This is a genomic window from Massilia sp. 01N410 (assembly GCF_056399665.1).
On the sequence record NZ_JBFTRV010000033.1, the window covers coordinates 18,911 to 39,561 of the forward strand.

Annotated in this window: 16 protein-coding genes, 1 tRNA gene and 3 pseudogenes; 9 read left to right on the forward strand and 11 right to left on the reverse strand. The window is 63.4% G+C overall.

The window, feature by feature from the left end; translation table 11 throughout:
- The first annotated feature begins 47 nt into the window (after positions 1-47).
- From AC1DOP_RS26600 to AC1DOP_RS26610, 3 genes and pseudogenes are all read left to right on the forward strand, one after another.
- On the forward strand, positions 48-1,943 hold the full coding sequence (locus tag AC1DOP_RS26600) for an MFS transporter (protein WP_477254285.1): 1,896 nt from the start codon (positions 48-50) through the stop codon (positions 1,941-1,943).
- A 60-nt stretch (positions 1,944-2,003) separates the two neighbouring features.
- A tRNA-Pro gene (locus AC1DOP_RS26605) sits at positions 2,004-2,080 on the forward strand.
- A 684-nt stretch (positions 2,081-2,764) separates the two neighbouring features.
- Positions 2,765-3,914 (forward strand): annotated as a pseudogene (locus AC1DOP_RS26610) (IS3 family transposase).
- 98 nt (positions 3,915-4,012) lie between these two features.
- Here the strand turns inward: AC1DOP_RS26610 and AC1DOP_RS26615 are convergent.
- Positions 4,013-5,020 carry a trypsin-like serine peptidase gene (locus AC1DOP_RS26615; RefSeq protein WP_442124522.1) on the reverse strand — a complete coding sequence of 336 codons (1,008 nt, stop codon included), beginning with the start codon at positions 5,018-5,020 and terminating at the stop codon, positions 4,013-4,015.
- Positions 4,989-6,380 carry a hypothetical protein gene (locus AC1DOP_RS26620; RefSeq protein ID WP_442124523.1) on the reverse strand — a complete coding sequence of 464 codons (1,392 nt, stop codon included), beginning with the start codon at positions 6,378-6,380 and terminating at the stop codon, positions 4,989-4,991. Before AC1DOP_RS26620 ends, AC1DOP_RS26615 begins: the two co-directional genes overlap by 32 nt.
- A gap of 587 nt (positions 6,381-6,967) precedes the next feature.
- On the opposite strand from AC1DOP_RS26620, the pseudogene AC1DOP_RS26625 reads away from it, so the two are divergent.
- The 4 genes and pseudogenes from AC1DOP_RS26625 to AC1DOP_RS26640 all read left to right on the forward strand — a co-directional run.
- Positions 6,968-7,297 (forward strand): annotated as a pseudogene (locus tag AC1DOP_RS26625) (ComEC/Rec2 family competence protein); the annotation flags it as partial.
- 448 nt (positions 7,298-7,745) lie between these two features.
- On the forward strand, positions 7,746-8,117 hold the full coding sequence (locus AC1DOP_RS26630; RefSeq protein ID WP_477254288.1) for a Rap1a/Tai family immunity protein: 372 nt from the start codon (positions 7,746-7,748) through the stop codon (positions 8,115-8,117).
- Between the two features lie 2 nt (positions 8,118-8,119).
- On the forward strand, positions 8,120-8,467 hold the full coding sequence (locus AC1DOP_RS26635; protein ID WP_477254290.1) for a T6SS effector amidase Tae4 family protein: 348 nt from the start codon (positions 8,120-8,122) through the stop codon (positions 8,465-8,467).
- Between the two features lie 105 nt (positions 8,468-8,572).
- Positions 8,573-8,830, forward strand: a complete 258-nt coding sequence (locus tag AC1DOP_RS26640; protein WP_442124529.1) for a hypothetical protein — start codon at positions 8,573-8,575, stop codon at positions 8,828-8,830.
- Between the two features lie 26 nt (positions 8,831-8,856).
- Here the strand turns inward: AC1DOP_RS26640 and AC1DOP_RS26645 are convergent, their stop codons facing one another.
- The 6 genes from AC1DOP_RS26645 to AC1DOP_RS26670 form a co-directional block, all read right to left on the reverse strand.
- On the reverse strand, positions 8,857-11,985 hold the full coding sequence (locus AC1DOP_RS26645; protein ID WP_477254292.1) for an efflux RND transporter permease subunit: 3,129 nt from the start codon (positions 11,983-11,985) through the stop codon (positions 8,857-8,859).
- A gap of 10 nt (positions 11,986-11,995) precedes the next feature.
- Positions 11,996-13,216, reverse strand: a complete 1,221-nt coding sequence (locus tag AC1DOP_RS26650; RefSeq protein ID WP_477254294.1) for an efflux RND transporter periplasmic adaptor subunit — start codon at positions 13,214-13,216, stop codon at positions 11,996-11,998.
- A gap of 19 nt (positions 13,217-13,235) precedes the next feature.
- A complete protein-coding gene (locus AC1DOP_RS26655; RefSeq protein ID WP_477254296.1) occupies positions 13,236-14,486 on the reverse strand; it encodes a TolC family protein in 1,251 nt (416 codons plus the stop codon).
- A gap of 83 nt (positions 14,487-14,569) precedes the next feature.
- On the reverse strand, positions 14,570-14,935 hold the full coding sequence (locus AC1DOP_RS26660) for a hypothetical protein (RefSeq protein WP_477254298.1): 366 nt from the start codon (positions 14,933-14,935) through the stop codon (positions 14,570-14,572).
- Positions 14,936-14,981: 46 nt separating this feature from the next.
- Positions 14,982-15,272, reverse strand: a complete 291-nt coding sequence (locus tag AC1DOP_RS26665) for a hypothetical protein (RefSeq protein ID WP_477254300.1) — start codon at positions 15,270-15,272, stop codon at positions 14,982-14,984.
- 3 nt (positions 15,273-15,275) lie between these two features.
- Positions 15,276-15,986, reverse strand: coding sequence for a S24 family peptidase (locus tag AC1DOP_RS26670; RefSeq protein ID WP_442124535.1), 711 nt, complete (start codon positions 15,984-15,986; stop codon positions 15,276-15,278).
- A gap of 117 nt (positions 15,987-16,103) precedes the next feature.
- Between AC1DOP_RS26670 and AC1DOP_RS26675 the strand changes: the two genes are divergently transcribed.
- Together AC1DOP_RS26675 and ftsH are read left to right on the forward strand one after the other, a co-directional pair.
- On the forward strand, positions 16,104-16,514 hold the full coding sequence (locus tag AC1DOP_RS26675; protein WP_477254302.1) for a hypothetical protein: 411 nt from the start codon (positions 16,104-16,106) through the stop codon (positions 16,512-16,514).
- 149 nt (positions 16,515-16,663) lie between these two features.
- The gene (gene ftsH, locus AC1DOP_RS26680) at positions 16,664-18,538 is read left to right on the forward strand and encodes an ATP-dependent zinc metalloprotease FtsH (protein ID WP_477254305.1); all 1,875 of its coding nucleotides are present in this window, start codon (positions 16,664-16,666) and stop codon (positions 18,536-18,538) included.
- A 14-nt stretch (positions 18,539-18,552) separates the two neighbouring features.
- Here the strand turns inward: ftsH and waaF are convergent, their stop codons facing one another.
- The 3 genes and pseudogenes from waaF to AC1DOP_RS26695 all read right to left on the reverse strand — a co-directional run.
- Positions 18,553-19,686, reverse strand: coding sequence for a lipopolysaccharide heptosyltransferase II (gene waaF / locus AC1DOP_RS26685; RefSeq protein WP_442124537.1), 1,134 nt, complete (start codon positions 19,684-19,686; stop codon positions 18,553-18,555).
- Positions 19,683-20,246: a D-glycero-alpha-D-manno-heptose-1,7-bisphosphate 7-phosphatase gene (locus AC1DOP_RS26690; protein ID WP_442124538.1), complete on the reverse strand. Its 564-nt coding sequence runs from the start codon at positions 20,244-20,246 to the stop codon at positions 19,683-19,685. The genes waaF and AC1DOP_RS26690 overlap by 4 nt, the downstream gene beginning before the upstream one ends.
- Positions 20,247-20,416: 170 nt before the next feature.
- Positions 20,417-20,651 (reverse strand): annotated as a pseudogene (locus tag AC1DOP_RS26695) (IS1595 family transposase); the annotation flags it as partial.

A 20,651-nucleotide genomic window follows, 5' to 3' on the forward strand; every position in this document is an offset into this window, starting at 1 on the left:
GTTGTGCGGTAGATTACGCATCTCTCACAACACCGCGACCCGACCGCATGAGCCACTCCAGCCATCCCAGCCAATTCGCCTTGCTGACCCAGCGCCGGTTCGGTCCCTTCTTCTGGACCCAGTTCCTCGGCGCCTTCAACGACAACCTGTTCAAGACCGCGCTGCTGGTCGTGCTGACCTACGACGCGCTGTCCTGGACCACGCTGTCGCCGGCCATCCTCAACAACCTGATCCCCGGCCTGTTCATCCTGCCTTACGTCGTGTTCTCGGCGACCGCCGGCCAGATCGCCGACAAGGTCGAGAAGGGCAGGCTGGCGCGCTGGGTCAAGCTGCTCGAAATCGGCATCATGGCGCTAGCGGCCGTCGGCTGGTGGACGCATACGCTGTGGCTCCTGATCGCGGCGGTGGCCGGCATGGGCGTGCACTCGACCCTGTTCGGCCCCGTCAAATACGCCTACCTGCCGCAGCACCTGAAGCCGGAAGAGCTGGTGGGCGGCAATGGGGTGATCGAGATGGGCACTTTCGTGGGCATCCTGCTGGGCGAGGTGATGGGCGCGGTACTGGCCGGCCACGGCACCCTGGGCATCCACCTGGTCGCGATCGGCACGCTGCTGGTCGCCGTGCTGGGCCTGGCCACCAGCTGGCGCATTCCCGCTTCGCCGGCGCCGGCGCCGGACCTCGTCATCAGCCGCAACCCGATCGCCGAGTCGCTGCGCAATATCGGCTACTCGCGCCAGAACCGCACGGTGTTCCTGTCCATGCTCGGCAATTCCTGGTTCTGGTTCTACGGCGCGCTGGTGCTGTCGCAGTTCCCGCTGTACGCCAAGGACTACCTGCACGGCGACCACAGCGTGTTCGTGCTGCTGCTGACTATCTTCTCGCTGGGGATCGGCGCCGGCTCGCTGCTGTGCGAGAAGCTCTCGGGCCGCAAGGTCGAGATCGGCCTGGTGCCCTTCGGCGCGATCGGCCTGTCGCTGTTCGGCATCGACCTTTACTTCGCCAGCCTGGGCTATACGAACACCGCGACGGTGGACTTCATCGGCCTGCTGCGCCAGGCGGGCGTGCTCCGCATCCTGGCCGACGTGCTGCTGCTGGGCGTGTTCGGCGGCTTCTTCATCGTGCCGTTGTTCGCGCTGATCCAGACCCGCTGCGATCCGAAGCACGTCTCGCGCACCATCGCCGGCATGAACATCCTGAACGCGCTGTTCATGGTGGCGGCGGCCGGCGTCGCCGTGTTCCTGTACAAGCAGGGCTTCTCGATTCCCCAGATGTTCCTGACCACGGCGCTGCTGAATGCGGTGGTGGCCATCTACATCTTCTCGCTGGTGCCGGAATTCCTGATGCGCTTCCTGGCCTGGCTGCTGATCCACACCATCCATCGCGTCTCGACCGTGGACACCGACCGCATCCCGGAAGAGGGCGCGGCGGTCCTGGTCTGCAATCACGTGAGCTACGTCGACGCCATCGTGATCATGGCCGCCAGCCCGCGCCCGATCCGCTTCGTGATGGACCACCGCATCTTCAGGACGCCGCTGCTGGGCTTCATCTTCCGCACCGCGAAGGCGATCCCGATCGCACCAAGCAAGGAAGACCCGTGGCTGATGGAGAAGGCCTTCGTCGACATCGCCCAGGCCCTGCACGAAGGTGAACTGGTCTGCATTTTCCCGGAAGGCAAGCTGACGCGGGACGGCGAGATCGGCGAGTTCCGCGGCGGGGTCGCCAAGATCATCGAGCGCAGCAAGGTGCCGGTGATCCCGATGGCGCTGCGCGGCCTGTGGGGCAGCCTGTTCTCGCGCGATCCGTCGAACGTGTTCGAGCGCTCGTTCTCGCGCGGCTGGCGTTCACGGCTGGCGCTGGCGGTGGGCCGGCCGGTGCCGCCGCAGGAGGTGACGCCGGAGGGGCTGTACGACGAGGTGCTGGCGCTGCGCGGCGAGTGGAAATAGATGCTGTGTGACAAAAAGCTTAACCCTTGCGTCGGGCTCTGATATAATTGCAGGCCGAGTCGGGGCGTAGCGCAGCCTGGTAGCGTACCTGCATGGGGTGCAGGTGGTCGGAGGTTCGAATCCTCTCGCCCCGACCAATGAATTCAAAGGGTTAGCGGAAGCTAGCCCTTTTTCGTTTGCAGCCGCTGAGCCCAATGGGTACACCTATGGGTACACCAGCTAACGTCAAGACGCAGGGTGAGGTTGGCCGACACCGCGCTGACATAGTGGCTGCTGATTGATCTGGGCATCCTGCAGCGTCCGCCGCTGTTGTTTGCGGTGCTGGCTAGGGCCTAGTAAGCCTTCAGGCGTTTCCGTCGCCTTGCACTTTGGGACAAACGGGCGCGGTACCGATACATCATCGTTCCAAGTACCGTGGCAGCTCGCAAATTTCGTCGCGACGAAATTTGAGTTCGTCATGACGAACTTTTTTCTTCACACTAACTGTTCATTGCGACGGTCTCCCGCAAGAAATGAGCGGTCTGTAGGCCAGCAGCGTACACGTACGTGGACACCGCCGGCGTATTGTGTGCTCGGCTGGCATCGCGGACCGAAGGCGACCCACTGGCCAAGGCTGGGCGTGACCTATGTGCTTTCGCAGATAACTGAGCATTCGTCTACAAGAGGTTTGTACAGGTCGTTGGAGGAAGCGAATGTGGCGTGCGCTTCCTCTTGTCCACGCTGCGCTACGAGTCAGGTCGACTGGGATGGATACACTGGACTGAATCGCCACCACTACACTAGATACTCCTGAGCCATAATCCTAGGCAAAAGTAGTCAATATGAGTGGAAAGCGGTACACGGAAGAATTCAAGATCGCGGCGGTCAAACAAGTGACCGATCGTGGACACCCAACGGCAGAGGTGGCCGAACGGCTCTGGGTCAGCATTCATAGCATCTATGCCTGGACGATGCACTACAGCGCCCCTGCGGATGAGCGCGAGGCGCAGGACGTACAGGCCGATGAAGTACGGCGACTGAAAGCTGAGCTCAAGCGCGTCACCGAGGAGCGCGACATTCTGCGAAAGGCCGCGGCGTACTTTGCCAAGACGTCAGGGTAAGGTACGCCTTCATTCATCAGCATCAGGCGATGTTTTCGGTTCAGCGCATGTGCAAGGTGCTGAAAGTCCATCCCAGCGGCTACTATGCCTGGCGCAGCAATCCTGAAAGTCTGCGAGCGAAAGATAGCCGGCGCCTGCTTGGTCACATCAAGCAATCGTGGCTGGAAAGCGCTGCAGTCTATGGATATCGTAAAGTCTTCGACGACTTGCAGGAACTGGGCGAACGTTGCGGCATCAATCAGGTTCATCGCCTGATGCGCAGTGAAGCAATTCGATCCCAAACTGGCTACGCCAAGCGCAAGTACAAGAACGGCGGTGCGCCATCCGTCGTGGCGCAGAACCATTTGCAGCGAAAATTCAATGTGACCGAGCCAAACAAAGTCTGGGTAACGAACATCACGTACCTGCGCACTTACGAAGGTTGGCTGTATCTGGCTGTCGTTATTGACTTGTTTTCGCGCCAAGTGTCGGCTGGTCCATGAGTTCGCGCATCGACAAAGAGCTGGCAATGAGTGCTTTATTGATGGCGGAATGGCGTCGAAAACAGTCAGCCCCAATGCTGGTACATTCCGATCAAGGAAGTCAATTCAGCAGTTACGACTGGCGCGACTTCCTCGAATCACACAACATGGTGCAGAGCATGAGCAGACGCGGCAACTGTCATGATAATGCCGTGGCGGAGAGCTTTTTCCAGCTGCTGAAACAGGAGCGCGTTCGCCACAAGGTTTATGCTACCCGCGACGAAGCTAGGCAGGACATCTTCGACTACATCGAGATGTTCTACATTCCGAAGCGGCGCCACAGCTTCAACGAACGACTGTCACCAGTCGAATTTGAAAAGCAACATTTCTTACGGCTGGAGAGTATCTAGGAAAATAGTGGCGATTCACCATCACAGTCACCGCCACCGTCACCGTCGCCTTTACCTTCACTTTCACCTTCACTAACGCCGTAGCACCGCCATTTTGGTTAGGCGAAGATCACCCCTGCGGATTTTACTTCTGGAATGGATGCTAATTCCCACAGGGGAACCGCATAATTAGATACATGGGCACTTCCTAGAAAATGCAGTCCGGTGACTTGTCCTAGCTCTATGTCAATTACAGCAGAGCCAGAGTTACCACCTAGTGTAGAACAGTCGTGCATTAGAGCATTTACTTGAGTTCCATAGGATTCAATCAAACCTAATCCGTTGACCTTTCCCGGCATAATACGTTTCTTTGAATATGTGTTTCTAAAAACCAGGGATTGTGCCGTCGAGTCCTCATCAGGATCGTATGAAGGGTATCCTATAGTAACTACCGTTTTGTTTTCTATAATTGCGGGTTTTCGACTGCATAAAGGGAGGGGGGTAACCCCGGTTGGAGAGCTGGCGATTTCAAATATCGCGACGTCCCATTGATGTAGTATTTGGACGGGCGCAACTACATCTAGAACAATTGAGTCGGGAATTGCGACTTCTTGCTTCAGATCAATTTTGGCGCTCATCCCGGGTTTGAAGGACAGTTCTTTGCTTTCATTCGGCGCACTGACAAAGACCTCTGCGACATGCCGATTGGTCATCAGCACGTTCTCGCCAACTATAAACGCTGTACCTACAACAGTTCCTAAAGGATTTCCTTTTACACTTACTCTACCTATACCTTTAATAAGTGGTACCAGAGCGGGACGAGCTTCATTAACATCGTTCCAGTTCGAGTCCAGGTCATCAAAAGTATCATAGGTGATATCTGCCGACGGCCGCAACGTCGGGTATAGTATTTTTTCGAGGCTAATTACCTGATCTGGATTAAGATTCTGTCCCGTTTTTAATGCTGCCAAAGACGAAGTGGCGAGTGCCTTCTCATATTGATCAAACCCGACTTTTCCTCCATTGCTCGTGTCCATTATCTTCGACAGCTCATATGGGCCAACGCCATCGCGTTGCGTAATGCGTTGCACGTTTTCAATTATCCGCTGCGTTTTGTTTTGTGTCATTTTGATGCTCCTGGCTTTCGTTTATCTCTACAGTGTTCTTTACATCCTGGACCGAAGTATATCCGCCGTGGATGGGAATTAAATCCGCTGATAACAGCCTCCCGTCCCGTCCGTCGAATAAGGAAAAGCTCGCAACGGCGCTGCCCATAATGAAGAAAGGCATCTTTCCTAACGCGGTCAATAGATTTTTCTTTGTGTAAAGACTTCCGTTTGCGTTATGAATTTTGACAATCAAAATATCGGTATCCTTACTTAGCGCATCGGCAATTGAATTTTCTTTAGTTAGTGCAGACAGTGGTATAATCCCTTTTTCGTCTGGCGTAGTTATTTTAGTGAGAAATGCATCTATTAACGTGGCGGTTGATTTCCATTGATCGGCTGCCGCTTTTTGAACGTTGGCTCGTTCGGCGTCGATTGTGCGGTCGGGTTCGTTTTTCTCAGGCTTTTTACTTTCCGCAACATAGAAGTCCGCAGTGCGGCTGTGCCGCGCTGAACGCGCGACGCATTCGTCACGTTTCTGTGCTAAGCCGAAGAAAACCGAAATCACTGATGACCCGGCGGTTGCAAGTGCATTTCCGTTGAACGTTGTCGGTAAGGTTACCTGATACTTTGTTTTGCGCGTATTTGTAATCTCCCCGCCAAGAGCGTTTACGAGCATTAAATCCTCAACAGTAATATCTACGCCCTTAATCGAGTAGTCGGTTCGAAAAAAATTCAGTAGCTTATTGGTCGCATCTAATGCGAGGCCAATAGTTTGCGGGGCGACAAACTCTGGAGTTGCGGGTGGAGCAGCGCGTTCATCGGCATCTTCAGCTTTTTTTTCCGAGTCTTTATAAGCCTGCTCTATAACAGATTTTTGGATTCTGAAGTTTTGTACTGCACTGAAACTTGGAATGTCTGCTGTCGACATTATAATTATGTTTCTCGGGGTCGCTCGCTGAGTGCGCTCAGCATAAGCCGCATCCATATGCGTAACGATGCGAGTTGCAATCTGTTTTATTGCCACAGCAGCTAATAATGCAGCCTCCGCATTGCCGCTCTTTTCTCCCAGGGTAACTGTCCCGGTAAACGGTCCGTCTGGAATATTTCCTATTTTACTCTTGGCAAGTTCTAGTTCTGCCGCTGTCTTATCCGATTTTGCCTTGGTTAAGTTTAATTCGCTTGTGAGCCGCGCGAGCTCTTCGTCATTGCTTATTTTGCTCGCGCTAGGTGAAACGAGGGCTGCGGCGAGACTTTTTTGACTATCGGAAAGACTCTTTTTTGCATTGTTGAGTAGCGTTTCTGCTTCAATTTTTTTCCTTTGATCTTCTAAAGTTAGGTCAGGATTATTGTTCGGCGAAGAAACATCTTGCTCGGCCATGGCAGTCTCCATGCAAAGGACGGTAGCGAAAAATATCAATGAGGAAATGAAAGTTAATATGCAGTTCGGTTTCATAGGCGCGTTCCTTTCTGGGATTAATTTTTCTTGTAGATATTCCTTTAGGCAATATAAATCGCCCGGACAGGTGGGTCCCGCCAAGCCAAATATTAATTTAAATAGCATTTAAATTACTGCGCATTCAGAAGGGGGGCAAGAAAAAATTTCGGGAGCTTCCTAATCGTTGTATATTCGATTAATTTGCATTAGGCAATTTCAAGCGATAGGTTTTCAAAATGTGTAGACTCGGCCTAGCAAATTCGGTAATTCGATCGCACAACCTTCTCTCTGTTGCCTACATCTAATTCAGCCTACGGTTTTAATTGACGCTTTACGCTTCACCCTTATAAATTGCTCTTCAATCCCGATTGGTTTCCTGCGAGTATCTATAGTGAGGCTGCCCTCCCCAGTCGAGCCTGAGAATCCACCAATGAAAAGCTCGGCTACTGGGAGTGGTGGTTGTAGCCGCGCCAAGATTCCGACCTTACATATTCTCAATGCATGCCAATTGTTGTATTCATGCCATCAACATCCCCATCTCGGGCCTGCATATCACGATGATTGCCGGGCTGGCTGCACTGGTCGTCTCCAGCCTTTGGCGGCGGTCCTTCTTCATCGCCGCCCAGCTCCCGCTGCGGCCGCCGGCACCAAAGGTGTGGACTTGAGCGGGCGGTGGTCGCGCTCTTGTACGTGCTGACGGTGGTCGCGCTGGCGCCGTGGATGGGCAGGCTATCGAGCGTCACTACGTGCAGTGCGCGGCGCTGGCCTTGGTCGTGCTGCTCGATCCCTGGGCCATGCTGTGGCCGGGATTCTGGCTATCCTTCGGCGCGGTGGCGGTGATCCTGTTCGGCGGCTATGGCGGGATCGGGCTGCGCGGCGCAGGAGTGAAGGAAAAGCTGAGGACGGCCTGGTGTAGGTAGTGGTCGGTCACGCTCGGCCGTGGGCAGCGCGGAGGCTTGTCGTGCGATAGAGCATGTTTAAGGCGTTTTTCACTCAGTAAGCTACGCCGCTTTTCTTATCGCCACGGTGTTAGCCGATCAGGTCACATCAGTCGCCTAATATTTTTTGTTGCCACACAGCAGTATTGCTTACCTAAAAAAGCAGGGTGTAAATTTTAGCCTCAATACAGCTGCCTCGGCACCATGTAAGGCGCGGCGCCGGGCTCTCCCTCACCTGTCCCGTAGTTGCCGAATCCGGCCACGGCGCGCAAGCGCCGTTGACCCACCGCCAGCCTAAGGTTGACGGTAAATAAGTTGCTGTAAAACCAGCAACAGGAAACTTCTCCATGACACCACGATGGAGAAACCGATGCGACGATCCCTTCTTTCTGCTCTGGTACTGTCGGCCGGCTGCGCCGCAGCGGCGCGTCCCCTGGGCGTCTTCCCCTGGCACCTGTCCGGCAATGACTTTGTGGCGCAAGTGGCCGGTCAGCCGGGCGTGGACAAGTGGAAGCAGAGCGCCGACGCGGCCTACCGGCAGCGCTACGCGGAGGGTTATCAGGCTGGGGTGGTCGATGCCACCCAGGGACGGCTATGGTGTGCGCCGCCGGGCATGAAGCCGTCCGAGGTGGACGACCGGATATGGAGCGAGCTGCGCCAGCCTGCCGGCACCATGCCAGGCAGCGCCGCCGAGCTGGTGCGCCTGTATGCCGCCCGCTTCCCTTGCCCGGCCGGGAGCTAGCCATGCGAGCGATTACCTTCTATGCAAATACCTGCTCGATTCGGCTCAGTCTCGCTTTGCTGCGCTCTGGCGTCCACATTCCCGGCGGCCGACTTCAGGTTAAGATCGGGCCACACAAGGGGAAGATGATCGAGCCCGGGCAGGCCAGGTTGTCCATGATCCTGTCCAGGCCGACCATGCTGGGCGCTCCCGAGAAGTTCAGCGGCGGTCCGGCGATTGGCGAAGGGGGCATCTACGAAGGCGGCCATATCGACATCGTTTCGCCGCTACTCGGCGGGGCCGGGGCGCTGGCCTGCGGGATCGATTGCTACTGGACGAGCAAAGATGTGTGGTTCTGGCCGCTGAAGTAGGGGCGGAGAATCAATGTGGCAGGCCAGCTTTCGGGCTGGCCTTTTTCGCTTCCCGAATACCGGCGTAGAGCGTGCTAGGATTGTCTTTCACGCAAAGGAACCGCCATGGAAACCCAAGACGCCAACACCGCCGTGTACCGCGACCACACCATCCTCATCCATTCCTCCGGCAAACCTGGCGACGCCCTGACGGACGCCTTCATGATCCTGGAGCCGACCACCAACCCGATGTTCACGCGAACCCTGCACGAACATCCGCGTGACCAGATCAAGACCTACGCCACGGAAGCCGAAGCAAGGGAAGCGGCAATGAAGCTGGCGCGCGCCTGGATCGATGCCCGGCTGGACAAGCATCCCCAATAGGATGGCAAAGCGCGCGCCGCCGCCTGCTACGATTTTCCGTTGGTACTCCGATACGCCCAGGTATAGAGCGCCGGCAGGATCAGCAGAGTCAGCGCCGTCGACGACAGAATCCCGCCAATCACCACCGTCGCCAGCGGCCGCTGCACCTCGGCCCCGGTGCTGGTCGCCAGCGCCATCGGCACGAAGCCAAGCGAGGCCACCAGCGCCGTCATCAGCACCGCCCGCAGTCTCACCTGCGCGCCTTTGCGCATCGCCTCTTCTGGCCCATGTCCCTGCTCGCGCAGCGAGCGCACGAAAGAAATCATCACCAGCCCGTTCAGCACCGCGACCCCGGACAGCGCGATGAAGCCGACCGCCGCCGAAATCGACAGCGGCAGTCCGCGCAGCCACAGCGCCAGCACGCCGCCGCTCATCGCGAAGGGGATCCCGCTGAACACCAGCAGTCCATCCTTGACGCTGTTGAACATCAGGTAGAGCAGGGCGAACACCAGCGCCAGCGCGGCCGGGATCACGATGGCCAGGCGTGTTGATGCCGCCTGCAGATTCTCGAACTGCCCGCCTAAACCGAGCCACACGCCCGGCGGCAGCTTCACGGTGCCCAGACGAGACCGAAGCTCGCCGACGAAAGACCCCAGGTCGCGCCCGCGCACATTGGCGGTGACGACGATGCGGCGCTTGCCGTTTTCGCGGCTGATCTGGTTCGCTTCCGGCACGAAGCTCAAGGTGGCGATTTCGGACAGCGGAATGCTGGCCGCGCGGCCATCCCGGGCCGGCAGCGCGATCGGCAGCTGGCGCAGGCTGTCGATGTCGTTGCGTGTACCTTCCGGCAGGCGCACGGTGATGGCGAAGCGGCGGTCGCCTTCGAACACCATGCCGATCTCGCGTCCGCCCACCAGGGTGCCGAAGGCTTCCTGGACGTCGGCCACGTTCAGGCCGTAGCGCGCGGCCTTGATGCGGTCCACTGTCAAGGTCAGCGCCGGCAGCCCCTCGAGCTGTTCCATCTTGACCTCGGCCGCGCCGCCCACCTTGCCGAGCACCTGGGCGACCTGCTGGGCGGTGGCCGTCATCGCCGCGGTGTCGTCGCCGAAGACCTTCACCGCGACGTCGCTGCGCACGCCGGAGATGAGTTCGTTGAAGCGCAGCTGGATCGGCTGCGAGAACTCGTAGTTATTCCCCGGGATCGCGTTAGCGGCTTCCGTGACCGCCGCCACCAGTTCCGCATGCGACTTGCGCGGCTTCGGCCAGTCCTTTTCCGGCCGCAGGATGATGTAGCTGTCGGCGGCGTTCGGCGGCATCGGGTCGGTCGCCACTTCCGAGGTGCCGATGCGCGCGAACATGCGCTCGATTTCCGGGAACTGCTTCAGCAGGCTGGCTTCGAGATGCTGCTGCATCCGCACCGACTGCTGCAGGCTGGTGCCCGGAATGCGCATGGTCAGCACCGCCAGGTCGCCTTCGTCCAGGTTGGGCGCGAACTCGGTGCCCAGCCGGGTCGCAAGCAATCCCGACAGCAGAACGCTCAAGGCAGCGAAGGTCAGCGCCACCGGCCGGTTGCGCAGGGTCCAGTCGAGCAGCGGCCGATACCAGTCCCGGGCCTGGTCCATCAGCCTGTTCTCGTGCCTGCCTGCGTGCTTGCCGACGAAGAGGGCGACCGCGGCCGGCACGAAGCTCACCGACAGCAGCATCGCCGCCGCCAGCGCCATCACCACCGTGATCGCCATCGGATGGAACATCTTCCCTTCGACGCCGGACAGGGCGAAGATCGGCAGGTAGACCGTCATGATGATCAGCTGGCCGAACAGCAGCGGACGGCGCGCTTCGGCCGCGGCTTCCGCAACGACGGCAAAGCGCTCCTCGCGTGTCAGGTCGCGGCCGGCGGCATCCCGCGCCAGGCCCAGGCGGCGGATGCAGTTCTCGACGATGACCACGGCGCCGTCGACGATGATGCCGAAGTCGAGGGCGCCCAGGCTCATCAGGTTGGCGCTGACGCCGGCCTTGACCATGCCAGTGAAGACCATCAGCATCGACAGCGGAATCACCAGCGCCGTCACCAGGGCGGCGCGCAGGTTGCCGAGGAAGAGGAAGAGGATGGCGACCACCAGCAGGGCGCCCTCGACCAGGTTCTTGCGCACCGTGGCGATGGCCTTGTTGACCAGCACCGAGCGGTCGTAGACGGGCAGGGCTTGCACGCCAGGCGGCAGCGAGCGGCTGACGTCGGCCAGTTTGCGGCGCGCGCTTTCGGCCACCGCCCGGCTGTTCTCGCCGATCAGCATGAAGACGGCGCCGAGCACGACTTCGCGGCCGTTCTCGGTCGCCGCGCCGGTGCGCAGCTCGCGTCCGGGGATGACGTCGGCGACGTCGCGCACGCGGATCGGCGCGCCCTGCACGACGTCGAGCACGATGTTGCGGATCTCTTCCAGGGACTTCACCTGGCCCGGCGTGCGCACCACGAACTGTTCGCCGCCGCGTTCGATGTAGCCGGCGCCGGCATTCACGTTGTTGCGGTCGATCGCATTCACCAGCGTGGCCAGCGACAGGCCGTGGGCCGACAGCCTGGCCATGTCGGGCGCCACCTGGTATTCCTTCAGGTAGCCGCCGATGGTGTTGACCTCGGTGACGCCGGCCACGCCGCGCAGCTGCGGCGCCACGATCCAGTCCTGGATCTCGCGCAGGTCGGCCGGCGTGTAAGGGTTGCCGTCCGGCTTGCGGGCCTCGTCGGTAGCTTCGACGGTCCAGTAGAAGATCTCGCCCAGGCCGGTGGCGGTCGGTCCCATCGCCGGTTCCACCCCGGCCGGCAGCGCGGCCTTGGCCTGCTGCAGCCTTTCGCCCACGAGCTGGCGCGCGAAATAGATGTCTGTGCCTTCCTTGAACACCACGGTCACCTGCGACAGCCCGTACTTCGACAGCGAGCGGGTCTGCTCGAGCCTGGGCAGGCCGTTCATCGCGGTCTCGATGGGGAAGGTGATGCGCTGCTCGACTTCGAGCGGCGAGTAGCCGGCGGCGCCGGTGTTGATCTGGACCTGGACGTTGGTGATGTCCGGGACCGCGTCGATCGGCAGGCGCTGGTAGTTGTAGACGCCCAGGCCGGCGAGGCCGAGCACGGCGAACAGGATCAGCCAGCGCCGTGCGATGGCGAATTCGATGAGTTTCTGGAACATGTGGCCTCGCTCAGTCGTCGTGTTCGGCTTCGGCCTTGCCGAGGTCCGCCTTGAGCAGGAAGCTGCCGCCCGCCGCGTAGCCGGCGCCGGCCTGCAAGCCCTTGACGACCTCGGTGCGCTTGCCGTCCGAGCGTCCGAGCGTGACGTCCTGGGCGCGGAAGCCCCCGGCGGTCCGCACGAAGACGACGTCGTGTTCGTGGATGGTCTGGATGGCGTCGCTGGCGACCGTCACCGCGGCATGCGCCGGCGTGCCGAGCAGGTCGACCGTGGCCAGCATGCCCGGCCGCAGCTTCAGTCCGCGGTTGGGCAGCGTGATCCGGGCGGTGGCCATGCGCGTGGCTTCGCCGAGCACCGGACCGACGAAGGACACGGCGCCGTCGAGCGCCGCGCCCAGGCCGTTGACGCTGACCCTGGCCGGCATGCCGGTCCCGACCTGCGCCAGACTGTCGGCCGGGACGGCCGCTTCGATCCACACCTGCGAAAGGTCGGCGATGCTCAAGAGCGGCTTGCCGCCATCGACGGCTTGCCCGGCGACGGCCGGCTTCTCGATCACCACGCCGTCCAGCGGCGCGCGCACGGTGACGATGCTCGACACCCCGGCGTCTGCCGTAATGCCGAGCGCCTGCAGCCGCTGGCGCGCGGCCTGGGCGGCGATGTCGGCTTCCTTCAGCGCCGACTGCGCGGCGTCGAGGTCCTGGCGGGCGGAGACGCCTTCTTCCCACAGGGTTTTCTCGCGCTGCCAGGTGGTCCTGGCCAGCTTCACGCGCTCCAGCGCGCTGCCCAATTCGGCGCGCCACTGGGCCACCGCCGGGCTCTGGATGGTGAGCAGCGCCTGGCCGCGCCTGACCGCGGCGCCGGGCGTTACCAGCACCGACTGCACGATGCCTTCGGCCGGCGCGGCGAGGGCCACGCTGCGTTCGGCGTCCACGCGGATCTGGGCCGGCAGGTGCAGCCGCTCCCGGATCGTGGACGGTCCGGCGGACTCGATGGCGATGCCGTTGGCCTTGATTTGCGCCTCCGTCATCGCCACGCTGCGCTCGTCGTTGGCATGTTCCGCTTGCGTATTCTCGTCCGGATGGCGGTCGTCATGGCCGTGCGAGTCCTGGTGGCCGTCATGTTCTCCGACGGCCTGCGTGGCGGGTGCGGAAGGTTGCCGCCACAGCAGCAGGGCGGCAAGGATGGCGGCGATCGCGCACATTGCCCCGATCGTCAGTTTCTGTTTCTTTGTCATGGCTACTGTTCGCTATTCTCTATTCGTTGGATTCGGCGGGGCCGGCGATGCGCTCGATCTCGGCCAGGGCGCGCCAGGCTTCGAGGGTGCTGTTCCAGCGGCGCGACTGCGCCTGGAACCAGGTGCGCTGCGCATCCAGCACGTCGAGGAAGGAAAACTTGCCGTGCTCGAAGCCCTTCAGGGTCAGCTCGTAGGCGGACAGCGCCTGCGGGACCACATCCTGCCGCAGCAGCACGGCCTCGTTCCTGGCGGCGTCGTAGCGCGCGTGCGCGGCCGCCAGCGCCGCCGCGGTGGCGGTTTCGGCGGCGGCCAGTTCGTCCCTGGCCCGATCGCTGCGCCGCAGGGCCGCGCGCAGCGCATCCTCGTTGCGGTTGAACAGCGGCAGTGGCAGGGACAGGCCGAGCACCGCCTGGCGCCGGCCGGCCTGCTCGTCGCGCTGGGTGCCGACCGAAACCGTGAGGTCGGGGATGCGGGCCGCGCGTTCCACCTGCGCCTGGGCTTCCTGCACCGCCAGCTGGCCGCGCGCGCGGCGGATGCTGCCGGCCTCGCCGGCGCGCGCACGCAGCGCCGCCAGCGCTTCGGGCGTGGGAGGTTCATCGGGCGCTTGCGCGAGAACGAGGGCATCGGCGGGCTGGCCGGTGAGTGCGGACAGTCTGGCTTTGGCGACGGCCAGCGCGGCCGCCGCCTGCTGCAGCTCGGCGGTGGCGTCGAGCGCGGCCAGGCGCGCCTTGGTCTCGTCGATCGGCGAGACCTTGCCGGCGGCAACCCGCTTGCCGGCGACCTCGGCGCTGCGCCGCGCCAGCGCCGCCAGGGCCTCCGCCAGTTCCTTCTTGCGTTCCGCCACCACGGCTTCGTGGAAGCCGGCGATGACGTCGGCGCGGACGTCCAGGCGCCGGATTCTCAGCTCGCTGTCGGCCAGCCGGAGGGCGCCCTGGGCCAGGGCGACGCGGGCCTGGCGCTTGCCGCCCAGTTCGAGCGGCTGGTTGAGCTGGACGGTGGTGGTGCGCTTGCCGGCCTCCTGGCCTTCGCGCAGGATCTGCAGCTCGGGATTCGGCAGGCGGCCGGCCTGGGCGCTGGCGGCTTCGGCGGCCGCCAGTTCATGGCCGGCCGCGCGCACGCCGGGCTGGGCGAGCGCCAGCCGGATGGCGGTCGGCAGGTCGATGGGGGCGAGGCCGGACTCCGCCGCCGGCACCGGTTCGGCAGCGCCGCAGCGCCACGCCAGTGCGGATACGACGACCAGCACCGCCAGTCGTTTCGATGGGGTGTTCATTCGTGCTCCTGAAGATGGATGGTTTCAGGCGCGCGTGAGCGTGCGAGCCCTGTGGCTCGACGTATGGGGAATCCGCGCGCTGTTTAAGCGGCGGACGGCCACTTCGGCCGTTCGAAACGGTCCGCCGGCGGCGAAGTCGGAAAGAGGGGGATGAAGGCGACGGCCTGGCTTGCATGCGGCCCGGCGGGCGTCACGAGCAGGTCGGTCGGAATGCAGAAACTGTGGCCGAAGCTGCAGGCCGGGCAGTGAGGGTCGGACACACCGGAGGCATCGTCACCGGCCACGAAGGCGGATGCGGCCCGGGCTTCGCTGGCGTTTCGATCCTCGCTGTGGTGGGTCACGCCGGTGGAAGTCGTCACGCAGCACTGGTCCGCCACTGCCAGCGCAAGCTGGAATGGATAGACGAGCAACAGGATGATGAGGACCCAGCGGCGCATGGCAGTCATCATACCGGTTGCCGTGCGATCCGGCCAGACGTGCTCTCATGCATCGGCGCTAGAAAGGCGGCGCTTCGTCCGGCGCCGCCGGCGGCTGGTCGAGGTCGATCTCGAAGCGCAGCAGCCCATCGAGCTCGGCCCCTTCGACCAGGGCCCAGGCCTGGAAGACCGCATGCGCGCGCACTCCATGCGGCTGGCGCGATACGAGCATCACCGGCAGCGCCGGAAAGTGCGGCTGCAGCCGCACCAGCAGCGCATCGCCGATGCCGGGCACGACCCATGCGGGGGGCGGGAAAGCCAGCGCTACCCGCACTCCCTTCAGTACCGCCAGCGCGACCTCGATCTTCATGACTCAGATCCGGTCGCTTTCCTTGCGCACCACGCGCCCGATCACCAGGCATTCCGCACCCTTGCACAGCTTGCGGTGATAGCGCCGCTGGTCCGGATTGTCCGAGGTCAGCCACCACTGGCCGGCGTCGCGCGCCAGGCGCTTGACCACCGCTTCGCCCTCGTAGTTGAAGGCATACACGGCACCGTCGACCGGCTTGGTGTCCAGGGTGTTGACGATCACGATGTCGTCCTCGTACAGCGAGGGCTCCATGCTCTCGCCCTTGACCAGGATGGCAATCAGGTGCTCGGGACGCAGCTGGTGGCGCTCGATCCAGGAGCGGCGCAGGCCGAGGGTGCCGCCGTCGCGGCGCTCCGGCTCGGTCTGGAAACCGGTGATGCCGGCCGACAGGCGCAGCTTGACCATCTCGATCTGGACGAAGTCGGCGTCGTCGTTGGCGGCGGCGTGGACCGGCAGCACGTTCCCGATGCCATGCAGCGGCGCGTGGCGGGGATCGCCTTCGCCGGTCATCAGCCAGATGTGGGAAAACCCGAGTTCGCGTTCGAGGTTCAGCGCATAGCGGATATCCATCGACTTGATCCTTCCGGTCAGCCACTGGTTGACGACACTCTTGGACGCGCCGGAAGCCTTGACCAGGCCGGTCTGGCCGCGCTCGCCCTCCAGCTGGGGCAGGTGGCGATGGATGGTAAGAAGGCGATCTGCGAGAGAGTTCATGTTTAGCATCCTAAACTCGATAGGTGTAGTATTCTTGACTTGGATCAGTTTAGAGTTCTATACTCGTATCAAATACTAAACCTTTGCAAGGCAAACATCAACCACTGGAGACCCGCCATGCACGCGATCACCTTTCTCGAGCTCGCCGCTGTTCCGTTTGCCGCCGGCCTGGCGGCTACCGGCCTCGGCTTCCTGTTGCTGTGGCCGAAGTCGGGCCGCGAGGCGGTCGCGCGCTTTGCCTGCACGCTGCTGGCCTGTATGGTCGCCGGACCCTTCCTGGCGATCGCCGCCTACTGCTGGTGGCCGGCCCTGTTCGCCTCGGCGGGGCAGGCCGCGGTGCTGGCCGGCGCACCGGCCGAGCTCGGCGTGCTGCTGGCGGCGGCGCCCTTCCTGGTGCTGGCCGGCCTGCCGGCCTGGTGGCTCCTCGGCGCACTGCTGCTGTGGTTCGAGCGGCGCCGCAGCAAGGACATCGCCGAGATCGCGCACGATGCCGCCGAGGCCGTACGCCAGGTGCGCGACACGCTGTGAAGCAAGTAGGCTCGGATTTGAGTAATATCAAAGTCGTGAACGCCCCAAAGGACACGGTGTCATTGCGCGGTACAGCCGCCGGGGGAAGACGCGTGGACAGCAAAGCCGGGAAGGACAGCGACAGCAAGCCTGACGAGAAGAGCGGAGCGATCCGCCCCTTCCTCTGGTATTGGCTGTTCGGGCTGCTGCTGTTCACGCTGTCGCAGTCGCTGTTCGAGATGATGACGACATCGCCGCTGGCCTATAGCGAATTCAAGCAGCTCCTGCACAGCGGCAAGGTCAAGGAAGCCACGTTGTCCGACACCACGGTCGCCGGCACACTCGAGCAGAGCGGGCTGGACGCCGTGCTGCCGAAGCCGCGCCTCGACGCCATCAAGTGCGGCGCGGATGGCGGCTGCCCGTTCACGACCGCCCGCGTGAGCGACCCCGATCTGGTCAAGGACCTGGATGCGGCCAAGGTGCGCTATACCGGCAAGCAGAACAGCGAGTGGCTGTCGACCCTGCTGTCCTGGATGCTGCCCATCCTGCTGCTGTTCTGGCTGTGGAGCGCCATGCTGAAGCGCGGCGGCATGACGGCCGGGCTGTTCGACATCGCCAAGAGCCGCGCCCGGGTCCATATGCAGAGCAAGACCGGGATCAGCTTCAGCGACGTCGCCGGCGCCGACGAGGCCAGGGAAGAGCTGATGGAGATCGTCGAATTCCTGAAGAACCCGCAGCGCTACCGCCGCCTCGGCGGACGCATCCCGAAAGGCGTGCTGATCGTCGGCGCGCCCGGCACCGGCAAGACCCTGCTGGCCAAGGCCGTGGCCGGCGAGGCCGGGGTGCCCTTCTTTTCGATCAGCGGCTCGGAGTTCGTCGAGATGTTCGTCGGCGTCGGCGCGGCGCGCGTGCGCGACCTGTTCGTACAGGCGCAGAAGGTGGCGCCCTGCATCATCTTCATCGACGAGCTCGATGCGCTGGGCCGGGCGCGCGGCATCGCCGGCACCGTCGGCGGCTACAACGAGCAGGAGCAGACCCTGAACCAGCTATTGGTCGAGATGGACGGCTTCGATACCGGGAATGGCGTGATCATCCTGGCCGCCACCAACCGTCCGGAGATCCTGGACCCGGCCCTGCTGCGCCCGGGCCGCTTCGACCGCCACGTCGCCCTCGACCGTCCCGACCTGCGCGGACGCCAGCAGATCCTGCAGGTCCACGTGCGCTCGGTGGCGCTGGCCGACGACGTCGACCTCGGCCGCATCGCCGCGCGCACGCCCGGCCTGTCCGGCGCCGACCTCGCCAACCTGGTCAACGAGGCGGCCCTGCTGGCGGCGCGGCGCGACAAGGAGCGGGTCGACCGCAGCGACTTCGACGAGGCCATCGACCGGGTCATCGCCGGCCTCGAAAAGCGCTCGCGCCTGATCAATCCGCTCGAGAAGGAGACGGTGGCCTTCCACGAGGCCGGGCATGCGCTGGTGGCCGAGTTCCGCCGCTACGCCGACCGCGTGGCCAAGGTCTCGATCATTCCGCGCGGCATCGCCGCGCTCGGCTATACCCAGCAGATGCCGACGGAGGACCGCTATCTGCTGCGCAAGAGCGAACTGCTGGACCGGATCGACGTCTACCTGGGCGGCCGGGTGGCGGAGGAACTGGTGTTCAACGACGTCTCCACCGGCGCCCAGAACGACTTGCAGATGGCGACCGACCTGGCGCGCCACATGGTCACGCAGTACGGCATGAGCGAACAGCTGGGGCTGGCCGCCTTCGAGCAGGCGGCGGGCACCACCCTCTATGCCATGCCGCCGGGCCAGCGCAGGGAGTACAGCGAACGCACCGCGCGCCTGATCGACGCCGACATCGGCCGCCTGCTGTCCGAGGCACACGAGCGCGTGCGCGCGACCCTGCGCGAGCGGCGCAAGCTGCTCGACGCGCTCGCCCATGCGCTGCTGGAAAAGGAAACCGTCGACCGCGAAGCCCTCGATGCGCTGCTGCGCCAGGAACAGCAGGCGGCGACGCCCAGGGAGCTGGTGCAGCGCCAGGGCTGAGCTCGCGCCGAATCCTAGCCACTATCGAGCCGGACCTCGGCTGCCTGCATGACGGGAGCGGGCCGGCGCGGCGCCAGCAATTCCAGCGCGGCCTCCACCACGCGCTCCGGTTCCACGCCCGCCAGGCAGGCATGATGGCCGGCCGGGCAGGTGCTCCTGAAGCAGAAGCGGCAGGGCACGTCCTGGAACAGCACCCGGCTGCGCACCTTCCAGGGCGTGTGCTGGGGATTGGTCAGCGCATACAGGGCGACCACCGGGGTGCCGACCGCGGCCGCCACATGGGCCGGTCCGCTGTTGTTGGTCAGCGCCACGGCGGCCAGGCTCAGCGCCGCACCCAGCTCGCCCAGGCTCAGCTGGCCGGCCAGCGAATGCGTCGGCACGCCGCAGCCGGCACGGATATCCTCCACCAGTGCGGCATCGAGGGCGCCGCCGGTCAGCACCACCGGTAGTCCGGTGCGGCGCACCAGCAGGCCGAGGGCACGCGCCCAGTGGCCGGCCGGATAGCGGCGCGAAGCCGCGCTGGCGCCGGGGTGCAGCAACAGCCAGGGCCGGTCGGCATCGATACCCAGGCGCAACAGGCGTACGCGCACGGCGGCCAGGTCGGCGGCGCGCAGCGCGAAGGAGAGCGGCGGCGCTGCCGCCTGGCGCGGCACGCCGGCGCGGACCACCAGCTCGAGTTGGCGCTGCACCTCGTGGCGCACCATGCGCCGCGGTTCCGGATCCTCGACCCAGTCGCTCAGCAGGTGGTAGGGATTCTCGCGGCAGTGCGCCAGCCGCAGCGGGATGCCGGCCAGCCAGCACAGCATTGCCGCCGGCAGGGCGCTTTGCGTATAGGTCGTGAACACCACCGCCGCGTCGAAGCGGCGGGCTGCCAGTTCCGATGCCAGCGCCGTCAGGCCGGCGGGCCCGGCAGGAAGCTCGCTCTGCATCCAGGGCGCCGCGTGCACGATCGCCTCGTCGACCTCTGGAATGAAGGGCAGGGCCGCCGCGCCCGACGGCGAGGTCAGCAGGGTCAGGCTGCGTCCGGGGGCGGCGTCGCGCAGGGCCCGCATCGCCGGCGTGCACATCAGCACGTCGCCGAGGGCGTCCAGGCGCACGCAGAGGATGCGGTGAGCCTGCTGCCAGCACTGCAGCGGGTCCGGCTTCATGCGAGGTCTCCATGGCTGGCGATCAGCACCGCCGCCGCATACAGGTTGGGTGCCATGCGGGTCGGGATGCGGCGCGGGCCCAGCCGCCATTCGGTCTCGTTGCCGTTATCGAGGAGCAGCGTGCGGCAGCCGGCGCGGTTGCCGGCTTCGACGTCGTGCAGGATGTCGCCGATCATCCAGGAGGCGCGCAGGTCGACGCCGTGCTCGTGCGCCGCCTGCAGCAGCAGGCCGGGCAGGGGCTTGCGGCAGAGGCAGTCGCGGGCGTAGGCGGCGACGCTGCCTTCCGGATGGTGGGGGCAGTAATAAAAGCCGTCCAGGATGAGCCGTTCGCGGAACAGCAGGTCCTGCAGGCGGTCGTGGACGGTGCTCATTGCCGCTTCGCCGAAGCGTCCGAAGGCGATGCCGGCCTGGTTGGTGAGGACGAACAGCCGGTAGTCGAGCCGCGACAGCAGGCGCAGGGCCGCGCCGGCGCCGCTGCACAGCGTGATGCGCCCGGGCTCGACCTTGTCGGGCAGGTCGTCGACCAGGGCGCCGTCCTTGTCCAGGAAGACTGCCTTCATGGCCAGGAGGCCTCACGCAGCAGGATGTTCAGGCGGCGCATGGCCTCCCCCGTATGATGATCTGAGCCGTTCGACTGTGCGCGGAACGGCAGGGTTCCCTTGGGAGCGGAGGGACTGAATCTGCATCAACAGAAAAGGCTGTGTTCGCGTTAATTCGGTGACTGCGCCATTTAGCTGAGCTGGACGGCGGCTTGCAGCAGATGCCGGGGCGCCGTCAGCCGCCGCGCATCCAGCATGCGTTGCCAGCCCGAATAATTGATCAGGTAACGGCTTGCCACGCCGCGAAACCGCACCAGCCAGCTCTTGAACCGGCTATGCCAGCCGTTCACGTTTTGCACGTGGATCGCGCCGCGTGTGCGCTCTCCCGCCTGCATGTTCACCCACGCATGCGCGATACCTGAGCGC

Excerpts from the sequence above, each read along its gene's own strand:
- AC1DOP_RS26615 (WP_442124522.1), bottom strand. The coding sequence starts at position 5,020 with ATGACACAAAACAAAACGCAGCGGATAATTGAAAACGTGCAACGCATT.
- AC1DOP_RS26650 (WP_477254294.1), bottom strand. The coding sequence starts at position 13,216 with ATGACAAAGAAACAGAAACTGACGATCGGGGCAATGTGCGCGATCGCC.
- waaF (WP_442124537.1), bottom strand. The coding sequence starts at position 19,686 with ATGAAGCCGGACCCGCTGCAGTGCTGGCAGCAGGCTCACCGCATCCTC.
- AC1DOP_RS26645 (WP_477254292.1), bottom strand. The coding sequence starts at position 11,985 with ATGTTCCAGAAACTCATCGAATTCGCCATCGCACGGCGCTGGCTGATC.
- AC1DOP_RS26600 (WP_477254285.1), top strand. The coding sequence starts at position 48 with ATGAGCCACTCCAGCCATCCCAGCCAATTCGCCTTGCTGACCCAGCGC.
- AC1DOP_RS26620 (WP_442124523.1), bottom strand. The coding sequence starts at position 6,380 with ATGGCCGAGCAAGATGTTTCTTCGCCGAACAATAATCCTGACCTAACT.
- AC1DOP_RS26670 (WP_442124535.1), bottom strand. The coding sequence starts at position 15,986 with ATGAACTCTCTCGCAGATCGCCTTCTTACCATCCATCGCCACCTGCCC.
- AC1DOP_RS26640 (WP_442124529.1), top strand. The coding sequence starts at position 8,573 with ATGGAAACCCAAGACGCCAACACCGCCGTGTACCGCGACCACACCATC.
- AC1DOP_RS26630 (WP_477254288.1), top strand. The coding sequence starts at position 7,746 with ATGCGACGATCCCTTCTTTCTGCTCTGGTACTGTCGGCCGGCTGCGCC.
- AC1DOP_RS26655 (WP_477254296.1), bottom strand. The coding sequence starts at position 14,486 with ATGAACACCCCATCGAAACGACTGGCGGTGCTGGTCGTCGTATCCGCA.
- AC1DOP_RS26675 (WP_477254302.1), top strand. The coding sequence starts at position 16,104 with ATGCACGCGATCACCTTTCTCGAGCTCGCCGCTGTTCCGTTTGCCGCC.
- AC1DOP_RS26660 (WP_477254298.1), bottom strand. The coding sequence starts at position 14,935 with ATGATGACTGCCATGCGCCGCTGGGTCCTCATCATCCTGTTGCTCGTC.
- AC1DOP_RS26635 (WP_477254290.1), top strand. The coding sequence starts at position 8,120 with ATGCGAGCGATTACCTTCTATGCAAATACCTGCTCGATTCGGCTCAGT.
- AC1DOP_RS26665 (WP_477254300.1), bottom strand. The coding sequence starts at position 15,272 with ATGAAGATCGAGGTCGCGCTGGCGGTACTGAAGGGAGTGCGGGTAGCG.
- AC1DOP_RS26690 (WP_442124538.1), bottom strand. The coding sequence starts at position 20,246 with ATGAAGGCAGTCTTCCTGGACAAGGACGGCGCCCTGGTCGACGACCTG.